Annotated in this window: 17 protein-coding genes; 8 read left to right on the top strand and 9 right to left on the bottom strand. The window is 46.8% G+C overall.

Translation table 11 applies throughout. The features are described 5' to 3' along the window. Positions 1 to 48: 48 nt before the first annotated feature. The 7 genes from hpt to SOHN41_RS03065 form a co-directional block, all read right to left on the bottom strand. On the bottom strand, positions 49 to 576 hold the full coding sequence (hpt, locus tag SOHN41_RS03095) for a hypoxanthine phosphoribosyltransferase (RefSeq protein WP_007645473.1): 528 nt from the start codon (positions 574 to 576) through the stop codon (positions 49 to 51). Between the two features lie 7 nt (positions 577 to 583). Beyond that, positions 584 to 1,243 carry a flavin prenyltransferase UbiX gene (locus SOHN41_RS03090; RefSeq protein WP_007645472.1) on the bottom strand — a complete coding sequence of 220 codons (660 nt, stop codon included), beginning with the start codon at positions 1,241 to 1,243 and terminating at the stop codon, positions 584 to 586. A 4-nt stretch (positions 1,244 to 1,247) separates the two neighbouring features. Beyond that, entirely contained in the window at positions 1,248 to 2,642 is a 1,395-nt protein-coding gene (mpl, locus tag SOHN41_RS03085) for a UDP-N-acetylmuramate:L-alanyl-gamma-D-glutamyl-meso-diaminopimelate ligase (RefSeq protein WP_037457945.1), read from the bottom strand. A 155-nt stretch (positions 2,643 to 2,797) separates the two neighbouring features. Further along, positions 2,798 to 3,442 (bottom strand): hypothetical protein, encoded by a 645-nt coding sequence (locus SOHN41_RS03080; RefSeq protein WP_037458117.1) that lies wholly within the window; start codon positions 3,440 to 3,442, stop codon positions 2,798 to 2,800. Between the two features lie 205 nt (positions 3,443 to 3,647). Next, complete coding sequence (locus SOHN41_RS03075; protein WP_007645469.1) at positions 3,648 to 4,517, bottom strand: sterol desaturase family protein; 870 nt, start codon at positions 4,515 to 4,517, stop codon at positions 3,648 to 3,650. 26 nt (positions 4,518 to 4,543) lie between these two features. Continuing rightward, the gene (locus tag SOHN41_RS03070) at positions 4,544 to 5,575 is read right to left on the bottom strand and encodes a DUF2804 domain-containing protein (RefSeq protein ID WP_007645468.1); all 1,032 of its coding nucleotides are present in this window, start codon (positions 5,573 to 5,575) and stop codon (positions 4,544 to 4,546) included. 208 nt (positions 5,576 to 5,783) lie between these two features. Continuing rightward, positions 5,784 to 6,299 carry a porin family protein gene (locus SOHN41_RS03065; RefSeq protein ID WP_007645467.1) on the bottom strand — a complete coding sequence of 172 codons (516 nt, stop codon included), beginning with the start codon at positions 6,297 to 6,299 and terminating at the stop codon, positions 5,784 to 5,786. A 200-nt stretch (positions 6,300 to 6,499) separates the two neighbouring features. Between SOHN41_RS03065 and SOHN41_RS03060 the strand changes: the two genes are divergently transcribed. The 4 genes from SOHN41_RS03060 to SOHN41_RS03045 all read left to right on the top strand — a co-directional run bounded on the left by SOHN41_RS03060 (position 6,500) and on the right by SOHN41_RS03045 (position 9,685). Beyond that, complete coding sequence (locus SOHN41_RS03060; protein WP_007645466.1) at positions 6,500 to 7,066, top strand: YajG family lipoprotein; 567 nt, start codon at positions 6,500 to 6,502, stop codon at positions 7,064 to 7,066. A gap of 33 nt (positions 7,067 to 7,099) precedes the next feature. Next, positions 7,100 to 7,684, top strand: a complete 585-nt coding sequence (locus SOHN41_RS03055) for a peptidylprolyl isomerase (RefSeq protein ID WP_007645464.1) — start codon at positions 7,100 to 7,102, stop codon at positions 7,682 to 7,684. Positions 7,685 to 7,752: 68 nt separating this feature from the next. Then, entirely contained in the window at positions 7,753 to 8,073 is a 321-nt protein-coding gene (locus tag SOHN41_RS03050; RefSeq protein ID WP_007645459.1) for a hypothetical protein, read from the top strand. A gap of 196 nt (positions 8,074 to 8,269) precedes the next feature. Then, on the top strand, positions 8,270 to 9,685 hold the full coding sequence (locus SOHN41_RS03045; protein ID WP_037457940.1) for an AmpG family muropeptide MFS transporter: 1,416 nt from the start codon (positions 8,270 to 8,272) through the stop codon (positions 9,683 to 9,685). Between the two features lie 85 nt (positions 9,686 to 9,770). On the opposite strand, the gene SOHN41_RS03040 is transcribed toward SOHN41_RS03045, so the two are convergent. Further along, positions 9,771 to 10,256, bottom strand: a complete 486-nt coding sequence (locus SOHN41_RS03040; RefSeq protein ID WP_007645453.1) for a YajQ family cyclic di-GMP-binding protein — start codon at positions 10,254 to 10,256, stop codon at positions 9,771 to 9,773. Positions 10,257 to 10,419: 163 nt separating this feature from the next. On the opposite strand from SOHN41_RS03040, the gene SOHN41_RS03035 reads away from it, so the two are divergent. The 4 genes from SOHN41_RS03035 to SOHN41_RS03020 all read left to right on the top strand — a co-directional run bounded on the left by SOHN41_RS03035 (position 10,420) and on the right by SOHN41_RS03020 (position 13,771). Continuing rightward, a complete protein-coding gene (locus SOHN41_RS03035; protein WP_037458115.1) occupies positions 10,420 to 10,782 on the top strand; it encodes a VanZ family protein in 363 nt (120 codons plus the stop codon). 67 nt (positions 10,783 to 10,849) lie between these two features. Then, entirely contained in the window at positions 10,850 to 11,809 is a 960-nt protein-coding gene (locus SOHN41_RS03030; RefSeq protein WP_086017341.1) for a ketopantoate reductase family protein, read from the top strand. A 310-nt stretch (positions 11,810 to 12,119) separates the two neighbouring features. After that, positions 12,120 to 12,458, top strand: coding sequence for a P-II family nitrogen regulator (locus tag SOHN41_RS03025; RefSeq protein ID WP_007645448.1), 339 nt, complete (start codon positions 12,120 to 12,122; stop codon positions 12,456 to 12,458). Continuing rightward, on the top strand, positions 12,455 to 13,771 hold the full coding sequence (locus tag SOHN41_RS03020) for an ammonium transporter (protein ID WP_007645441.1): 1,317 nt from the start codon (positions 12,455 to 12,457) through the stop codon (positions 13,769 to 13,771). The genes SOHN41_RS03025 and SOHN41_RS03020 overlap by 4 nt, the downstream gene beginning before the upstream one ends. A 53-nt stretch (positions 13,772 to 13,824) precedes the next feature. Here the strand turns inward: SOHN41_RS03020 and SOHN41_RS03015 are convergent, their stop codons facing one another. After that, the gene (locus tag SOHN41_RS03015) at positions 13,825 to 15,375 is read right to left on the bottom strand and encodes an EAL domain-containing protein (RefSeq protein ID WP_007645439.1); all 1,551 of its coding nucleotides are present in this window, start codon (positions 15,373 to 15,375) and stop codon (positions 13,825 to 13,827) included. Between the last annotated feature and the right edge of the window lie 48 nt (positions 15,376 to 15,423).

The following is a 15,423-nucleotide window of genomic DNA, read 5'->3' as shown; positions in this document are numbered from 1 at the left end:
ACTCCCACACTGGGCGGGAGTTTTGTTCAAGACCGAATGGGGCCTTAACTAGAGCGGTACCACTTTAGCAATGTAAGGCAAATTACGATACTGCTCGGCGTAATCGATACCGTAGCCAACAATAAACTCATCGGGAATGGTAAAACCGATAAAATCCACTTTTACATCCACTTCACGGCGCTCGGGTTTATCGAGTAGCGTACACAGGGCTAGACTCTTAGGTTCACGCAGCAAAAGCATTTCACGTACTTTGCTTAAGGTATTACCCGAGTCAATCAGATCTTCCACAATCAATACGTCTCGACCCGCGATATCCGATTGCACATCTTTCAGCACTTTCACGTCCCGTGAACTGGTCATAGCATTGCCATAACTGGAAACCGACATAAAATCGATTTCAACATGGCCTTTAATACGGCGACACAAATCCGCCATAAAGACCACTGAGCCCTTAAGCAGCCCCACCATCAGCAGTCGTTCGCTGTGGGCATAATGGGCATTAATAAGCTCGGCCATTTGATCCAATTTTTGGCTGATCTCCTCTGCAGAGATCATCACTTCGGTGGTGTGTTTCATATTAATCTCAATTGTCGATGTCGCGGTCAGTTATCTTGGTGTAACCCCAGCGACTCGTTAATGCATGGTCAACGCCCAAATGATCTAAGATCCGAGCGACCATGAAGTCTACCAGATCTTCTACCGATTTGGGATTGTGATAAAAACCAGGCGCGGCAGGCATAATAGTCACACCGAGGCGAGAAAGGTTAAGCATATGCTCTAAGTGGATGGAATTAAAGGGAGTTTCCCTAGGAACAAGAATAAGCTGCCCACGTTCTTTGATGACGACATCCGCCGCCCTCTCGAGCAGATTATTGCTCATTCCCGTTGCAACCGCCGCTAACGTCCCGGTGGAACAAGGGCAAATCACCATTTGCTTAGGTGCAGCACTGCCCGAGGCTGGTGGTGAAAACCATTCATCCTTACCGAGCACCGCCAGCTCGCCCGCTATCGTAACGTTTCTTTGGGCAAGCAGTTCCAGCAATTGTGCTTTGGCTTTATCGCTATTGGCGCTAAGCTGCAACCCATGCTCAGTAGCAAGCACGACGCGAGCAGCACTGGAGATAATCAAAAACACTTGATAACCTGAGGCCAACAAACATTCGAGTAGCTTCAACCCATAGGGGGCGCCAGAGGCACCTGTCCAAGCTAAGCTGATGGCCTTAGTGGACTTTACATAGTCCATAGTATTAAACCTGCGCCATCAATTGTGGACTCACTTCGAGGGCAGCCAAGAGCTTTTTATGTAGGCCACCAAACCCGCCGTTGCTCATCACCACTATGGTATCTCCCGCTTTTGCCGTACTCGCAACTCTAGCGACCACATCATCAATCTGGTGCAACACAGTGACAGGGATCACCGCGGCTTCCATGGCTTCTTTCATATTCCAGTCGATGGTATCAGCTTGATATAAAAAAGCTTCATCGGCCTGCATCATAGAATAGGCCAGAGTGTCTTTATGCACTCCGCTCTTCATCGTATTTGAGCGCGGTTCTAACACCACAGTAATTTTGCTCTGGCCAACCTTAGCGCGCATGCCCTTTAAGGTTGTCGCAATTGCCGTTGGGTGGTGGGCAAAATCATCGTACACACTGACGCCATTGACTGTCCCTAACAATTCGAGACGACGCTTAGGCGGGACAAACTTTGCCAACGCCGCAATGGCAGCACTCGGCTTTACGCCCACATGGCGAGCCGCAGCAATGGCCATAATGGCATTTTCGATATTGTGCTGTCCGATCAGATCCCACTCGAGCACCCCCTGGGACTCTCCATCGAAAAAGACCTCAAATTGATGGCAGTCATCACTGAGGGCTTTACCATACCAACCCGTTGCCGATTCACCGCCATGGAAGGTTTCCTGCTCGCTCCAGCAACCCATATCGATAGTTTGTTTCACCGCCTGAGAATCGGCTGGCCAGAGGATTTTTCCTTCACCCGGAACGGTGCGGATAAGGTGATTAAACTGTTTTTGAATGGCGGCAAGATCGGCAAAAATATCGGCGTGGTCAAACTCAAGGTTATTAATGACTAAGGTACGTGGATGATAGTGCACGAATTTGGAGCGCTTATCGAAGAAGGCACTGTCGTACTCATCTGCCTCAACCACAAAGAAAGCGGATTGACCTAAGCGGGCAGAAACCCCGAAATTTTGCGGAACACCACCGATTAAAAAACCAGGCTCATAGCCACAATCTTCTAAAATCCATGCCAACATACTCGAGGTAGAAGTCTTACCATGGGTACCAGAAACCGCTAAAACCCAACGTTCAGGTAAAATATGGTCGGCTAAAAACTGCGGGCCAGAGGTATAAGGTATGCCAAGATTCAGTACGGCTTCGACACAGGGATTACCACGACTCATGGCATTGCCAATGACGATTAAGTCAGGATAGTGGCCCGCATCACCCAATTGGCTTGGGTCAAAACCTTGAATAAGTTCAATGCCTTGCTCTTCAAGCTGTGTACTCATTGGAGGATAGACATTAGCGTCTGAGCCCGTCACTCTATGCCCTTTTGCCCTAGCTAATAGTGCTAAGCCGCCCATGAAGGTTCCGCAAATTCCTAAAATATGTACGTGCATACCGCTCGCTCTGATGTTTTTGAATTCAGGGCTATTCTAATCCATCACAGGACAGATTGGCAGGTTAGGAGCGAGGAAAAGCGGCTCAATGGCAAAAGAACTACGGGGGGCAAGGATATTTTACAATTCAATCATTATTCCCCAACAGATCCGAATCACTTGGCTTGTACACTGGCATAAAGTTTAGCATGTTGACTACGGTGACGATTAAACAGGAACTGACGTAGCGCCTCACGCTCTTCAGCTTCTGCTTGAAATTTCACTATGGCTAACCCCTTCTCACTGCGGATGGGCTCGATATCCACTCGCAGAGTCTCACCATCGGGAAGCTGCAATTGCAAATCTTTACTCCCGAGCAATTGGGCGAATTGTTGCTGTGACTTAGCTCGAATAGCCATCCCCGAACTCGATAGGGATACCACAGACCATTGCTCACCTTGATCATGGTCGAATACCCACACATCTTCGGCCTGAGCCAAACGCCAGCTACGTTCTACTCCCGATGCATCTAATACTTCGGGCACACCTAATGTCGGTTGTAGTTGTCCAAAATCATCCACTTTCATGCACAGGGGGAACCAGAGTTTATAGGGGCCGACTTCAGCTAATAAGGTCAATTTGGCCTTACCTAAAATGGAGGCAATCACCTGCGGAACCTCAGTCGATACAGTCAACACATGGTTGACCATAGGCTCCTGGGGAAAGGAATCTTGGCTCAATCCACTATCAAGTCGCGTAGGGGTAAATAACTCCCTAAAACAAGCTAATTCCTCTAGCGATAAATGGGGCTCATCCACCATACGACCATCACCTAAAACGAGAGACTTATACAAAAAACTACCACCAAAGCCCGACACTGTACATTTTTTGTTCTTCACACAAAAAGAACCATAGCCTAACGATGCAAATACCATTACACCATTAGCCATTTAGACTATTTATTGATAGCGCGATTGTCGTTTGATGGCTGAACTTATGTATAACTGAACTTTGCCGTAGCAGAATTTAGTCGTCGTGCTTAGCACTGCTCGCCACTGGAGGAGCAAATAGGATCTGCAACCTCTGCTTAGGGCTTAACCCCTTCGTCGTCACCTCAGTGAACATGTCTCGCCATTCGCTAAAAGTGACTTTTAGAGGATTAAAGCTGTTTATCGGCTTAGTGATACCGTAAATCACAGTATCAACCTCAGGCTCAAAAGTACCGAAGAGTTTGTCCCAAATGATCAAAATTCCTGCATAGTTTTTATCGATATATTGTGGGTTGCGACCATGGTGAACCCTATGGTGTGATGGTGTGTTGAAGATCCACTCCAAAGGGCCAAGTGATTTAACGGCTTGGGTATGCACAAAAAACTGTAAGCCAAGATTGAGTAACACCACAAAAACCACCCAGTTAGGATCAAAACCAACTATGACCAAGGGTAACCAGAAGACCCACATACCGGCAAAGGGGTACATTAAACTCTGGCGAAACGCAGTGCTAAAATTCATATTTTCAGAGCTATGGTGGACGACATGTGCCGCCCACATCCAACGCACTCTGTGGCTCGCACGGTGAAACCAGTAATAGCAAAAATCCTGCGCGACCATTAAGCCAATAAAACTGAGGGGCCCCATTTCAATATCAAAGAGCCTCCAACCAAAGACAGCAAGATATAGCTTAGCGATCAGCAAGCCGGTAAGCAGATCGGCGCCTTGATGCATGGCCGCAAGGCTAAAATTACAGAGTACTTCAGGACCGCGATAACCCGCACTCAAGGGCAGTTTTTTTTGCCTATCGCCCAAATACCATTCAAGCAAAATACACACGAAAAAAATCGGTGCTAACACTATTAACAACACTTCGGGGTGCTGAATTAACGCGGCGATGTCCATATGATTTTTCCTATTTTTATTATTTATTACCAACGAGCGTAATGATCTTCGGTTAAGCCAAGCACGTTATTCAACGAATGGCGTCGTCCTTGGTTATCGATAATAGTGCCGCTAAAGTGGCCGATATATTGACGGAAATTGCTCTTTAGTAGGATAAAATTGCGTTTTTCGCTACGACAGTTCCTTGCTGAAAACTGCAATTCGACTTGCCCATCATGGCTATAGATACGCCACACTTCAGCCCCTTTGCTAGCATGACGGTCAAATTCAAAGTGAACTGCCCCAAGTAAATGTCGCTCACCATTGATCCAGAAGACATTTTCATTGGCGCCGGTTTCATTCACTCCCGCGGCGAGGTTAAGCCCCATGATACCACCCTCGATTTGGGCACTAATCGAAGCCCAGCGCCAACTGGTATCACGGCGCATAAAACCCGCCGAAAAATCATACCCGGCTAAAGCTTGATTGAGTGGTTGTGGTTCTTGTTCAACAGTCAAACTACCTTTAACGGTTAGACCATTGTGTTTCTGCGTATAAGTCCAGCCGTTGTAACCCGTTGGACTACACATCGCCATAGGTAAACTGAGTGGCGCAGGGAGCAACCTAAGATCGGCTTGAATATGCTGGGTGTCGAGGAGCAAGCGCCACCCTCCTTGAACTATCTCAAAACTGAGCCCAGCGCCTTTACGGCCAATACGGCTATTACCATTGGCGGGAGAAGGGGTCATCTGATAGCCAAGCCTTAAGGGTTTTAGCCAGTTCTGTTGGGTTAGTCGATTGTTTTTTATGTCATATATATAGCAAAAAGCACTGCCAAGATAGGCAATATCGGCCAGTGCTACGCCAATCACGTATCGGGGCGTAACCAAGGAAACAAACTGGAATTGTTTGTAGTCAAAGCGTCTTGCCCAGGCTGAAGCGGGTCTATCCATAGTGTCAAAATAGGCAAAATTGGCAACACCTAAGGACTTAACTATGCCATCGAAATGGCCGAAATGAGGGACACCTTTAGTATTAATTAAACTGTCAGGAGCAATTTGAGTGGTGATGGGTAACATGACTTCGCCTTGCGCTTGCAAAAGTAATTGGGGAGCATTGATGCTCTCTAATTGAACGTCGAATTTTTACTCTAACCTGTCCCCCTTTGCATTAAAAGAGTGCAACATCAAAATGTTGTAACTTTGTTATAGAATGTTATGCCATTTAATTTTTGCACACTTAAAATATAAGCTAAAAAAACACCTTTAAAGACGCTTAAAGCTAATCTTAGAAGCGATAGCTCATACCAAAACTGACGCCTTGCAATTGCAACTCGTCCATCGGCACATATTGATATTCGAAATTAAGACCTAAACCGGATTTAAAGCGGTATTGCCATCCCGTTGCACCATAAAACCCCATATCATTGGAGTCTCTCTCCTGATCCCCGACTTCATAGCTCACCTGGCTATAAGCAGTACCAACCTTAGCGTAAAGACTGTTACCACTCGACAGTGCATATTCGCCGTACACGGCTCCCCGAACACCTTTATAGCTCAGATTTTTAATGTCACCTATGATATCGACAAACGCGCTAACGACCCCACCCGTCCCCGCAAAATAGCCAGCTTCAATGCCAAAATGTTCATTTAACATATAGCGATAATAAAGGTCGCTCGTAAAACTATCACCCGCATCATAATCACCACTTTTTGCTTTAAGCTCTTGACTACCATAACCTAAACTTCCCCCCAAAATATGCGGGGACTCACTTGCATCGGCATTAAGGCTAAACATACCCATATTCATTCCTAGGGCTAGCCCCCCCAATAATAAGTAACATGTTTTCATCTTTAGGCTGTCCATTTATGTCGTTATAAAAGCTTGCATAATACTCCTCCCCGCTGTATCGCAACTGAACCTAAACACTCAAGAAAGAGCTCCGTGGCATCAAAAGTGATTTCTGGTATGCTGTAGCCACTTTTATTTGCACGAGAGATCCCATGAAACGGCTATTACTGACTTTAACTTTCCCCCTGCTATTCGTGGGTTGCGCAAGCCAAAATCCAACCCATATGGCTTTCAGTCCCCAAGTACCCGATGTCAGCCAACAAACATCCAGACCTATTCTGATATCACTCGACACCATTGATACCCGCAATGTCGACTATGTGGCACGTTTTATCGAAGAAGGGACAAAAACTCGCTTAGTGGGCCCGAGTGAACAGCCTAAATTATTGCTCGATGAAGTATTTCGTAATGGGTTTACACAAGCGGGTTACCAAATCGATCCTAGTGCGACGAATTCAGTGCAAATTCAATTAGAAGAATTGCAAATGGATGTCACTAAAAAGACTTTTGGCTATGAGGCAAAACACAGTGTGTTGATTGCCGTGCAAGCCAAAAACTCAACCCAAGAACTGGTTAAACGTTACAAGGCAAAAGGCATGTTAAAAGGCCCTTTAACACCCGATTTTGCCACCCTAGAACTGGATATGAATAAGCTTCTTGGTCAGCTCACCGGGGAAATTTTAAACGACCCTGAACTCAACCAGTTTTTACAGCAATAACAGTAATGCTTAGCAATTAATAAGGAAATCAAAATGCTTCGTTGGATATCTGCACTCTTTCTCCTATGCGCTAGCCACAGCAGCTGGGCCATCGACATTCAGCCCGACACTCTCTACCCCCAAGTCGAGTTTGATACCAGTTTAGGCAAGATAGTGGTCGAACTAGATAGAACCCGCGCGCCCATTACCGTAGATAACTTTTTAACTTACGTTGTCAAAGGCGAATACGACAACACCATTTTCCACCGCGTGATCAGTGACTTTGTGGTGCAAGGTGGTGGGCTTAATACCAAGTTAGAAGAGCTACCTGCCGGCAAGCCAATCGTTAACGAATCGGGTAATGGCTTAACCAACAGCATGGGTACTATTGCCATGGCTCGAGATAATGAGCCCCATTCGGCAACTCGCCAGTTTTACTTCAACGTGGCAGACAACACTAAACTCGACCCATCGAAGCGCCGCTGGGGTTATGCTGTTTTTGGCGAAATCATCGAAGGAAAAACCGTATTAGAGGCTATGGCTGTGGTCGAAACGGCGACCAATGCCAAACTCAATTGGCCCGATGTCCCAGTCACCCCCATTATCTTGAAAACAGCAAAATTACTCCCGAAAAAATAATCCAAAAAATTCGAGCAAAAGCGCTAATTCTACACCTATACTCAGGAGGCAATAGAAAGGAGGCAACGATGACGGTGGTAGAATTCATCGATAATAAAGCGCCCCAACTTGCGCTGTATGGAAAAGCTTTTTTGAGCGACGAACTCGATTTCCATGAAGTCCAGCTCTATCTATGGGATACCCTTGAGGAATGGCAACAGCTAGTCCCGACAGGCGAAGCGCAAACGGAAACGGAAAAAGTGTTTTGGCATGTGCTCCACAGTTTTAACAAGTGGCCAGACTGGATGATCCGCGGCAATCATTATCTGCGTAAACACATTGATGACTGCTGTGATTTCCTCAGTTTAGGGGGCCGAATGCCAGCGGGTTGTATCGGTATTCGACCTTAGTGCTCAAATCACATTGCCCTAAAAAGACTCAGCTTGCTGAGTCTTTTTTTATGCTAAGTGACACAGCGCAGGCCACATTCAACCAAGAAGTATTAGCACTGACTAGATGAAAGCCATCGAGAGTCGAAAGTTAGTCCTTGAACCCAATAGCACCTTGCCCGTAAGCTAGGCGGATTCGATTCTTCGGCTTATGCATATGTCCGCATCTGGTTTTATTCAACGTACTCTCAATACTTTAAGCGTTTACAACCATAAGCGCGTTTTGATCTTGCTATTGCTTGGTTTTTCCGCAGGCCTGCCTTTAATGCTCGTGTTTTCAACCTTGTCCTTTTGGTTACGCGAGGCGGGTGTCGATCGAACGTCTATCGGCTATTTCAGCTGGATAGCCTTAGCCTATGCCTTTAAATGGGCTTGGTCGCCTTTAGTCGACCGACTCTCGCTGCCTTTGCTCACCCGCTTTTTAGGACGGCGGCGCAGCTGGATGTTATTTGCCCAGCTGCTATTGGTTGTCGCTATTCTCGGTATGTCCTTTAGTGATCCCTTAAAAGATCTCGAACGTCTCGCAATTTTTGCACTGATGGTTGCCTTTGCTTCGGCAACCCAAGATATCGTAATCGATGCCTTTCGGATTGAATCCGCCCCTGAGAACATGCAAGCCGCATTAGCCGCCGCCTATCAAGTGGGCTACCGCAGCGCCATGATAGTCGCCACCGCAGGTGCACTCACCATAGCGGCCTGGGTTGAACCCGGTAACACTGAATACAACTTACTGGCGTGGCAAACATCCTACTTAGTGATGGCGGGGTTAATGTCGATAGGGATATTAACCACCCTCTTTAGCCGCGAGCCCAAGGTTGACACCCGCGCCGCCGATGCGACAGAACTCGCGTTAAAACAACGTCTAAGCGCCAGTTACCCCAAACCCATTGCTGCCAGTATTTCATGGATTTATACCGCCAGTGTGTTGCCCTTTATCGATTTTTTTAAACGCTATGGTCGCAGTGCAATCCTTATTCTGTTGCTGATTTCCTGCTACCGGATCTCAGATATTGTGATGGGGATTATGGCGAACGTCTTCTATGTCGACATGGGATTCACTAAGGAAGAAATTGCCTATCTCAGTAAAATTTACGGTTTGATCATGACCTTAGTCGGCGCCGCCTTTGGTGGTGTACTATTAGCACGCTTTGGTACTATGAAAATTCTCTTTCTCGGCGCTTTGCTGGTTGCCGTCACTAATCTGTTATTCGCTTGGCAGGCGGTTATTGGCTATGACGTGCCCTTTTTAACCTTTGCGATTTCGGTCGACAACTTTAGCGCAGGGATAGCCACGGCGGCATTTATTGCCTATCTATCTAGCTTAACGAGTAATGGTTACAGTGCGACCCAGTATGCTCTACTGTCATCTATTATGTTGTTATTCCCGAAGTTTATTGCTGGTTTCTCCGGCGCCTATGTCGATGCTTTTGGCTATGTGAACTTTTTTGTCGCCGCCAGTGTGATCGGGTTTCCCGTGTTGTTTTTGATTGCCTTAGTCAATAAGTATGCACCGCACCCAAGCACCTCGTTAATGGATGACGCAGAGGGCAACATTAATAAATCAGAGACTTAGCAGCACCATATCCCCTAACAAAAAGCCCCCAATGCTTAGCATTGGGGGCTTTTTTATGCCGGAGTTAAGCCTGCATCAAGCAGAGTTAATCGCGGAAGTTATTGAATTGAAAAGGTTGGCCCAATTCTGATTGGCGCATCAACGCCATTACCGCTTGCAAATCATCACGGGCCTTACCCGTTACCCGTACAGTGTCACCTTGGATAGAGGATTGCACTTTAAGCTTACTGTCTTTAATCATCTTAACGACTTTTTTAGCAATATCGGTTTCAATACCCTGCTTAAAACGCACCTTCAGGGAGAAGGTTTTACCGCTATGGACAGACTTTTCATCCACATCCATCGCAGAGGGTTCGACATTTCGCTTGCTCAGCTGGGTACGCAAAATATCCACGAGTTGTTTGCATTGGAAGTCGTCTTCCGCCGTTAGCGTCACAACATGGTCTTTATATTCGATGCTGGCATCTTTACCGCGAAAATCAAATCGACTGCTGAGCTCACGGCGAGAATTATCGACCGCATTACGTAACTCAACTTCGTCCACTTCGGACACAATATCAAATGAAGGCATGGTTGCCGCCCCTTAGGTGATGATAAATGCCGATAGTTTACCGACTCCCCACAACAAGTTGAAGGTTAACTTCACCCTCAACAAGATAAAACTCGGGTTATGGGTGACTTTGACTGCGCATTTTCCTATTATTGCCCCACTCGAAGATAATAAAACCGTATTTGTGATAACTAAAAACACCCTATTCAGACTGGCTTTAGCCGTAGCCGTTGTTGTGATCAGTTATCTGGTGTTTTCCAGACCGACCTATTCGCAAAGCATCCCTAATCTCGATAAGATTGGCCATCTTGGCAGCTTCTTCTGCCTGTCTTATCTTACCTATCTAGCCTTTCGACCTAGATGGTATTGGTTATCCTTGGTGCTTGCTGGTTATGCCATCTTGATTGAATTGGTACAATCCCGTTTACCCTACCGCAGTGCTTCTATGGGTGATGTGCTCGCCGATTTTATGGGAATCGGATCGTTTTACTTTTGCCTTTGGGCCTATGGCAAATATTTCCGCGCCGCACAGTTGCGGGAAGATTAATTCAAACGTTGTAAACTGGCATTGATACAAAAACCTAAAGGCTACGAATATGACGAAGACAGTGGATCTGAATGACGTTGTGGATATTGCCATTTTAGGTGCAGGGGCCGTTGGGCAGCTGATCTGTCACCAACTGGTTACCGCAGGCATGAATGTCGGTTTTATTGGTCGCAATGCCCTCCGTCCTAGCCAGCAGACGCTCAGCTTCACGCCATTAGTTTCAGCTAATAACTGTCAACAGCAGCCCCAAGAAATTCACTATTCGGTGCCTATCTTCGCTGCCGATGCGCTCGACAATATCCGCCTAGTGATTGTCTGCGTTAAAGCCTATCAAGTACTCGATGCGCTCGCCCCCTTACTCAAGCATCTGCCCAGCCAATGCCATATTTTACTGCTACATAATGGTATGGGTCCCCATTTAGCCCTAGCACCTCTGATTGATGGGCAAGCAGGTGGCAGAGGGCTAAGCCTAGGAACAACGTCCCAGGGGGTGTTACGCCAAACCCGTTGGCAGATTAAGCAAACCGGACAGGGGCTAACTCAATTTGGTCATTTTGCTGGGCTTCCCCTCGACGAGCATTACCGTCGTGCCCTGTTACATGCCATTCCCGGCAGTGAATGGGTAGACGCTATTATTCCTTGCCTGTGGCAAAAGCTCGCGGTCAATGCCACCATCAACCCCTTAACCGCCATTCATAACTGCAATAATGGCACACTTGCCCAACCTAAGTTTTACGACACCATTAGCAATATACTCGATGAGTTAGTGAATGTAGCGACCCATGATGGCATCAGCCTCGATAGACACTATGTACAGGAAAGGGTTTACCGCGTTATCGAACTCACGGCGGCAAACTATTCTTCTATGCACCAAGATATTGCACACCAAAGGCGAACAGAAATAGATCAAATCAATGGTTATATCTGTGAGCGAGCGAAAGCGCACAATTTAAGTGCACCAGCCAATACAAAAGTATGGGGATTAGTTAAACAGCTAGAGGCTGAACATCACCGAGGAATATCATAGCCAATCCATTGTTTACAAAAGTCTATTGAACATATTTTGAAAATAATCACACCGATGTTACCCCATATTTAAACACGACTCACTCATTGATACCGCCGATGCACAGGCATAAGTCAAAGCCCGCATGATTGCACCAACAAAACGCACCAAATAAGAGCATCACCACCCCCGTTTGCACCCACTTAAGGCAAAAACTCAGGCCATTTAGGTGCGTATAAATGTTAACACTATGATAATAAAAACTTTATGGTTATGGCCTAATTCCTGCTTAACCATTCAACTTGAGCCTAATGTCTGTTGGAGAATAAAGTTGAAACTGGTCAGCGCTATTATTAAGCCCTTCAAATTAGACGATGTACGCGAAGCCCTTACTCAACTTGGCGTCCATGGTATGACAGTCACCGAAGTCCGCGGGTTTGGCCGCCAAAAGGGGCACTCCGAACTCTATCGCGGCGCCGAATATGCCGTCGATTTTTTACCTAAGATGAAGCTTGAAATTGCGATTCATGCCGAGCAGGAAGAAGCGGTGATCGAAGCCATTGTCGCCGCTGCGCATACGGGTAAAGTGGGCGATGGCAAGATTTTTGTGACGGCCCTCGAGCAAGTTGTACGTATTCGTACCTCGGAAGATGGAGCGGATGCAATATGATCTTATCCCCACTAAGGCTCGGCTTCAAAGCACTGCTGACACTCTTTATCTGCACCTTTACCACTGTTGCCTTAGCCGATGATGCGCAAGTCAATGGTGCCAATACGGCATGGATCTTAAGCTCTTCGGCCCTAGTATTACTGATGACACTTCCAGGACTAGCCCTCTTTTACGGCGGTCTCGTTCGTAGTAAGAACGTGTTATCCATCCTAATGCAGTGTTTTTCCATTGCAGCTATCGCCTCTGTGCTCTGGTTTATCATTGGCTATTCCATTGCCTTCGATGCAGGTAATGGTTTTATCGGCGGCGTCAGTAAAGCCTTCTTAGCGGGGATTGGCCGCGATAGTTTAAGCGGTGATATTCCCGAGCCCCTGTTTATGCTGTTTCAGATGACCTTTGCTATCATCACCCCAGCCTTGATCATCGGCGGGTTTGCCGAACGGATGAAGTTTTCGGCTGTGCTACTTTTTTCGAGCACTTGGTTACTTCTCGTCTATGCGCCCATTACCCATTGGGTTTGGGGAGGTGGCTGGCTAGCTCAGCTAGGACTCTACGACTTTGCAGGCGGAACCGTTGTACATATCACGGCAGGGGTTGCGGCGTTGGTGGCAGCTAAAGTGCTGGGACCACGCAAGGGATTTTTAAATTCGGCCATTATGCCCCACAACCTCACCATGACAGTCACAGGCGCGGGTATGCTGTGGGTCGGCTGGTTCGGTTTTAATGGTGGCAGCGCACTCGGTGCCAATGGTACAGCGGCCATGGCGATTCTTGCGACTCACCTAGCAGCCTCCATGGGCGCCATGACATGGGCGACAATCGAGTGGCTTAAATTTGGCAAACCCAGTGCCCTTGGCATAGTCACAGGAATGGTGGCGGGTTTAGGCACTATCACCCCAGCCTCGGGTTATGTTGGCCCAGCTGGCGCCCTATTGATCGGCTTACTCGGTGGAGTCGTGTGTTTCTATTCAACTGTGTATATCAAGCAGAAGCTTAAAATTGATGACTCATTAGATGTCTTCCCCGTCCATGGTGTCGGCGGCATACTGGGTACACTATTGGCGGGGATCTTTAGTTCGCCACAGTTAGGCGTCTTTAGCGGTTACGGCTTTGCCGCAGTGAATGACACTATGATTGACCAACTTGGCGTACAAATTATAGGCGTTACCGCAACATTCACTTATACCGCCGTAGTGACTTGGCTGTTGTTTGTGATTATCCGCAAACTGCTAGGTGGGCTTAGGGTGAGTACTGAGCAAGAAGTTAACGGCCTAGACTTATCCGAGCACGAAGAAACGGGGTACAGCCTGTAATAAAGCGGGGGGCATACCAAAGTGCCCCCGTACTATTGCATATCAACGCGGCACTAGTTGAGCCGCTCTGCCGCTAACCACAGTTTTAAATCTTCTAGTTTCATTGGCTTAGCAAAGAGATATCCCTGTAGGAAATGCACTTGGCGGCAGGTCAAATAATCCGCCTGTTCCTGAGTTTCAACCCCTTCAGCCACTACAACATAATTCATCTTATGGGAGAGTTCGATAATAGTATCGAGCACATGGGAAGTCACCGACTCATGTCCTATGGTATCGATAAAACATTTATCAATTTTTAAGTAATCTAGCGGCATGGTTTGCAGCAAAGATAGAGTGGTTTGCCCTGTCCCAAAGTCATCGATTGCCACGAGAATGCCCAATTGCCTTAGCCCTTCGATGCGTTGGCAAATATCAGCGGTCAGCAACTGCCGCTCGGTGATCTCAATCAGAGGCTTAACACCAATACGGGTGAGTGAGTCACGCAAGTGTACAAACTTAGCTTCGATATCATCTTGAGTAAAATGTTCTGGGGCTACGTTGAAGCCAATTCTAAAACCAGCTTCCACTTCCATATTGGCAAAATCTGCCAGTGCCCGCTCAAAGATATAATTAGTAAGAGGAACAATAAGTTGATTTTCCTCTGCAATGTGAATAAACAAATCTGGCCGCACTAAGCCCATTTGTGGATGTTGCCAGCGCACTAACGCCTCGACCCCTTTTGCCTTACCATCCTCGGTGCTTATCACTGGTTGGTAAACGAGAAAGAACTCTTCGTTCTCGAGCCCACTACGAATATCGTCTACCAATGAACGGCGGCCATGTTTACGCCAGAGCAACAACCCTGATAGCAAGACGAAGATAAAGATAACGGGCAGTGACACCCAAAAATAAATCCAAAAGAAATGCCTAAAGAATGCATTGGACAACTCCAATATGACGAGAAATTCCTTATCATCGGCCAATACACTGACGATTTCACCATCCCCGAAGTGAGGCACGCTGGGTAATGTAGCCCCATGCATGCCAAGCACAACAGTGCTAACGGGACGAGGAAAGACTTCGGGTTGAATAAAACTATCAATAAGATACTGTCCTTCAAGTACCACAATGGCACCCCGGCGGGTTTGTACATCCTTAGAGATAACGATAATGGCAGGAACTCCTGGTCGAGCCGGGGTTTCGGGCACAATATAGCGGGCAGAGTCCTTAAGTTGATACTCAGGTAAGAGCGAATTAAGTGGTAGCTCAATGTCCCCGGTCATTGAAGAGCAATAAAATGCTTTGTCGTTAAATAAAAGCACGCCACGATAATAGGGTCTAAACCTCATATACTCGCTGAGTTTGCCACAGTCACCTTCCTTGAGGGTCATGGCAAATTCACTTATGCCGTCCGACTGCAGCAATAACTCATCAAGACGCTCTAAATTAAAGTTTCCCACTTCCCGCGCTTTATCATGCACAACATAGCGAGTGATGGCATAACTTATCCCCAAGGACAGAAAAATGGGCAGCGACAGCAATAATCCCCATTGCTTGAATGTTAGGTTAAAAGTGGAGAGTAATTGACGCATGTTTTTTTGTATAAAGTTTAAACGGGTCAGCATCCTAGCAAATCCCTTATTATATTGCTGTAACAATATGTAGTTTAACCG

It is taken from the genome of Shewanella sp. HN-41 (assembly GCF_000217915.1).
GTDB lineage: Bacteria > Pseudomonadota > Gammaproteobacteria > Enterobacterales > Shewanellaceae > Shewanella.
Note: the sequence above shows the minus strand (reverse complement) of the source record. Positions and strands in the feature narration are given on the sequence as shown.

Excerpts from the sequence above, each read along its gene's own strand:
- SOHN41_RS03015 (WP_007645439.1), bottom strand. The coding sequence starts at position 15,375 with ATGCTGACCCGTTTAAACTTTATACAAAAAAACATGCGTCAATTACTC.
- SOHN41_RS03045 (WP_037457940.1), top strand. The coding sequence starts at position 8,270 with ATGTCCGCATCTGGTTTTATTCAACGTACTCTCAATACTTTAAGCGTT.
- hpt (WP_007645473.1), bottom strand. The coding sequence starts at position 576 with ATGAAACACACCACCGAAGTGATGATCTCTGCAGAGGAGATCAGCCAA.
- SOHN41_RS03060 (WP_007645466.1), top strand. The coding sequence starts at position 6,500 with ATGAAACGGCTATTACTGACTTTAACTTTCCCCCTGCTATTCGTGGGT.
- SOHN41_RS03040 (WP_007645453.1), bottom strand. The coding sequence starts at position 10,256 with ATGCCTTCATTTGATATTGTGTCCGAAGTGGACGAAGTTGAGTTACGT.
- SOHN41_RS03050 (WP_007645459.1), top strand. The coding sequence starts at position 7,753 with ATGACGGTGGTAGAATTCATCGATAATAAAGCGCCCCAACTTGCGCTG.
- SOHN41_RS03020 (WP_007645441.1), top strand. The coding sequence starts at position 12,455 with ATGATCTTATCCCCACTAAGGCTCGGCTTCAAAGCACTGCTGACACTC.
- SOHN41_RS03070 (WP_007645468.1), bottom strand. The coding sequence starts at position 5,575 with ATGTTACCCATCACCACTCAAATTGCTCCTGACAGTTTAATTAATACT.
- SOHN41_RS03055 (WP_007645464.1), top strand. The coding sequence starts at position 7,100 with ATGCTTCGTTGGATATCTGCACTCTTTCTCCTATGCGCTAGCCACAGC.
- SOHN41_RS03090 (WP_007645472.1), bottom strand. The coding sequence starts at position 1,243 with ATGGACTATGTAAAGTCCACTAAGGCCATCAGCTTAGCTTGGACAGGT.
- SOHN41_RS03080 (WP_037458117.1), bottom strand. The coding sequence starts at position 3,442 with ATGGTGGATGAGCCCCATTTATCGCTAGAGGAATTAGCTTGTTTTAGG.
- mpl (WP_037457945.1), bottom strand. The coding sequence starts at position 2,642 with ATGCACGTACATATTTTAGGAATTTGCGGAACCTTCATGGGCGGCTTA.
- SOHN41_RS03065 (WP_007645467.1), bottom strand. The coding sequence starts at position 6,299 with ATGGGTATGTTTAGCCTTAATGCCGATGCAAGTGAGTCCCCGCATATT.
- SOHN41_RS03075 (WP_007645469.1), bottom strand. The coding sequence starts at position 4,517 with ATGGACATCGCCGCGTTAATTCAGCACCCCGAAGTGTTGTTAATAGTG.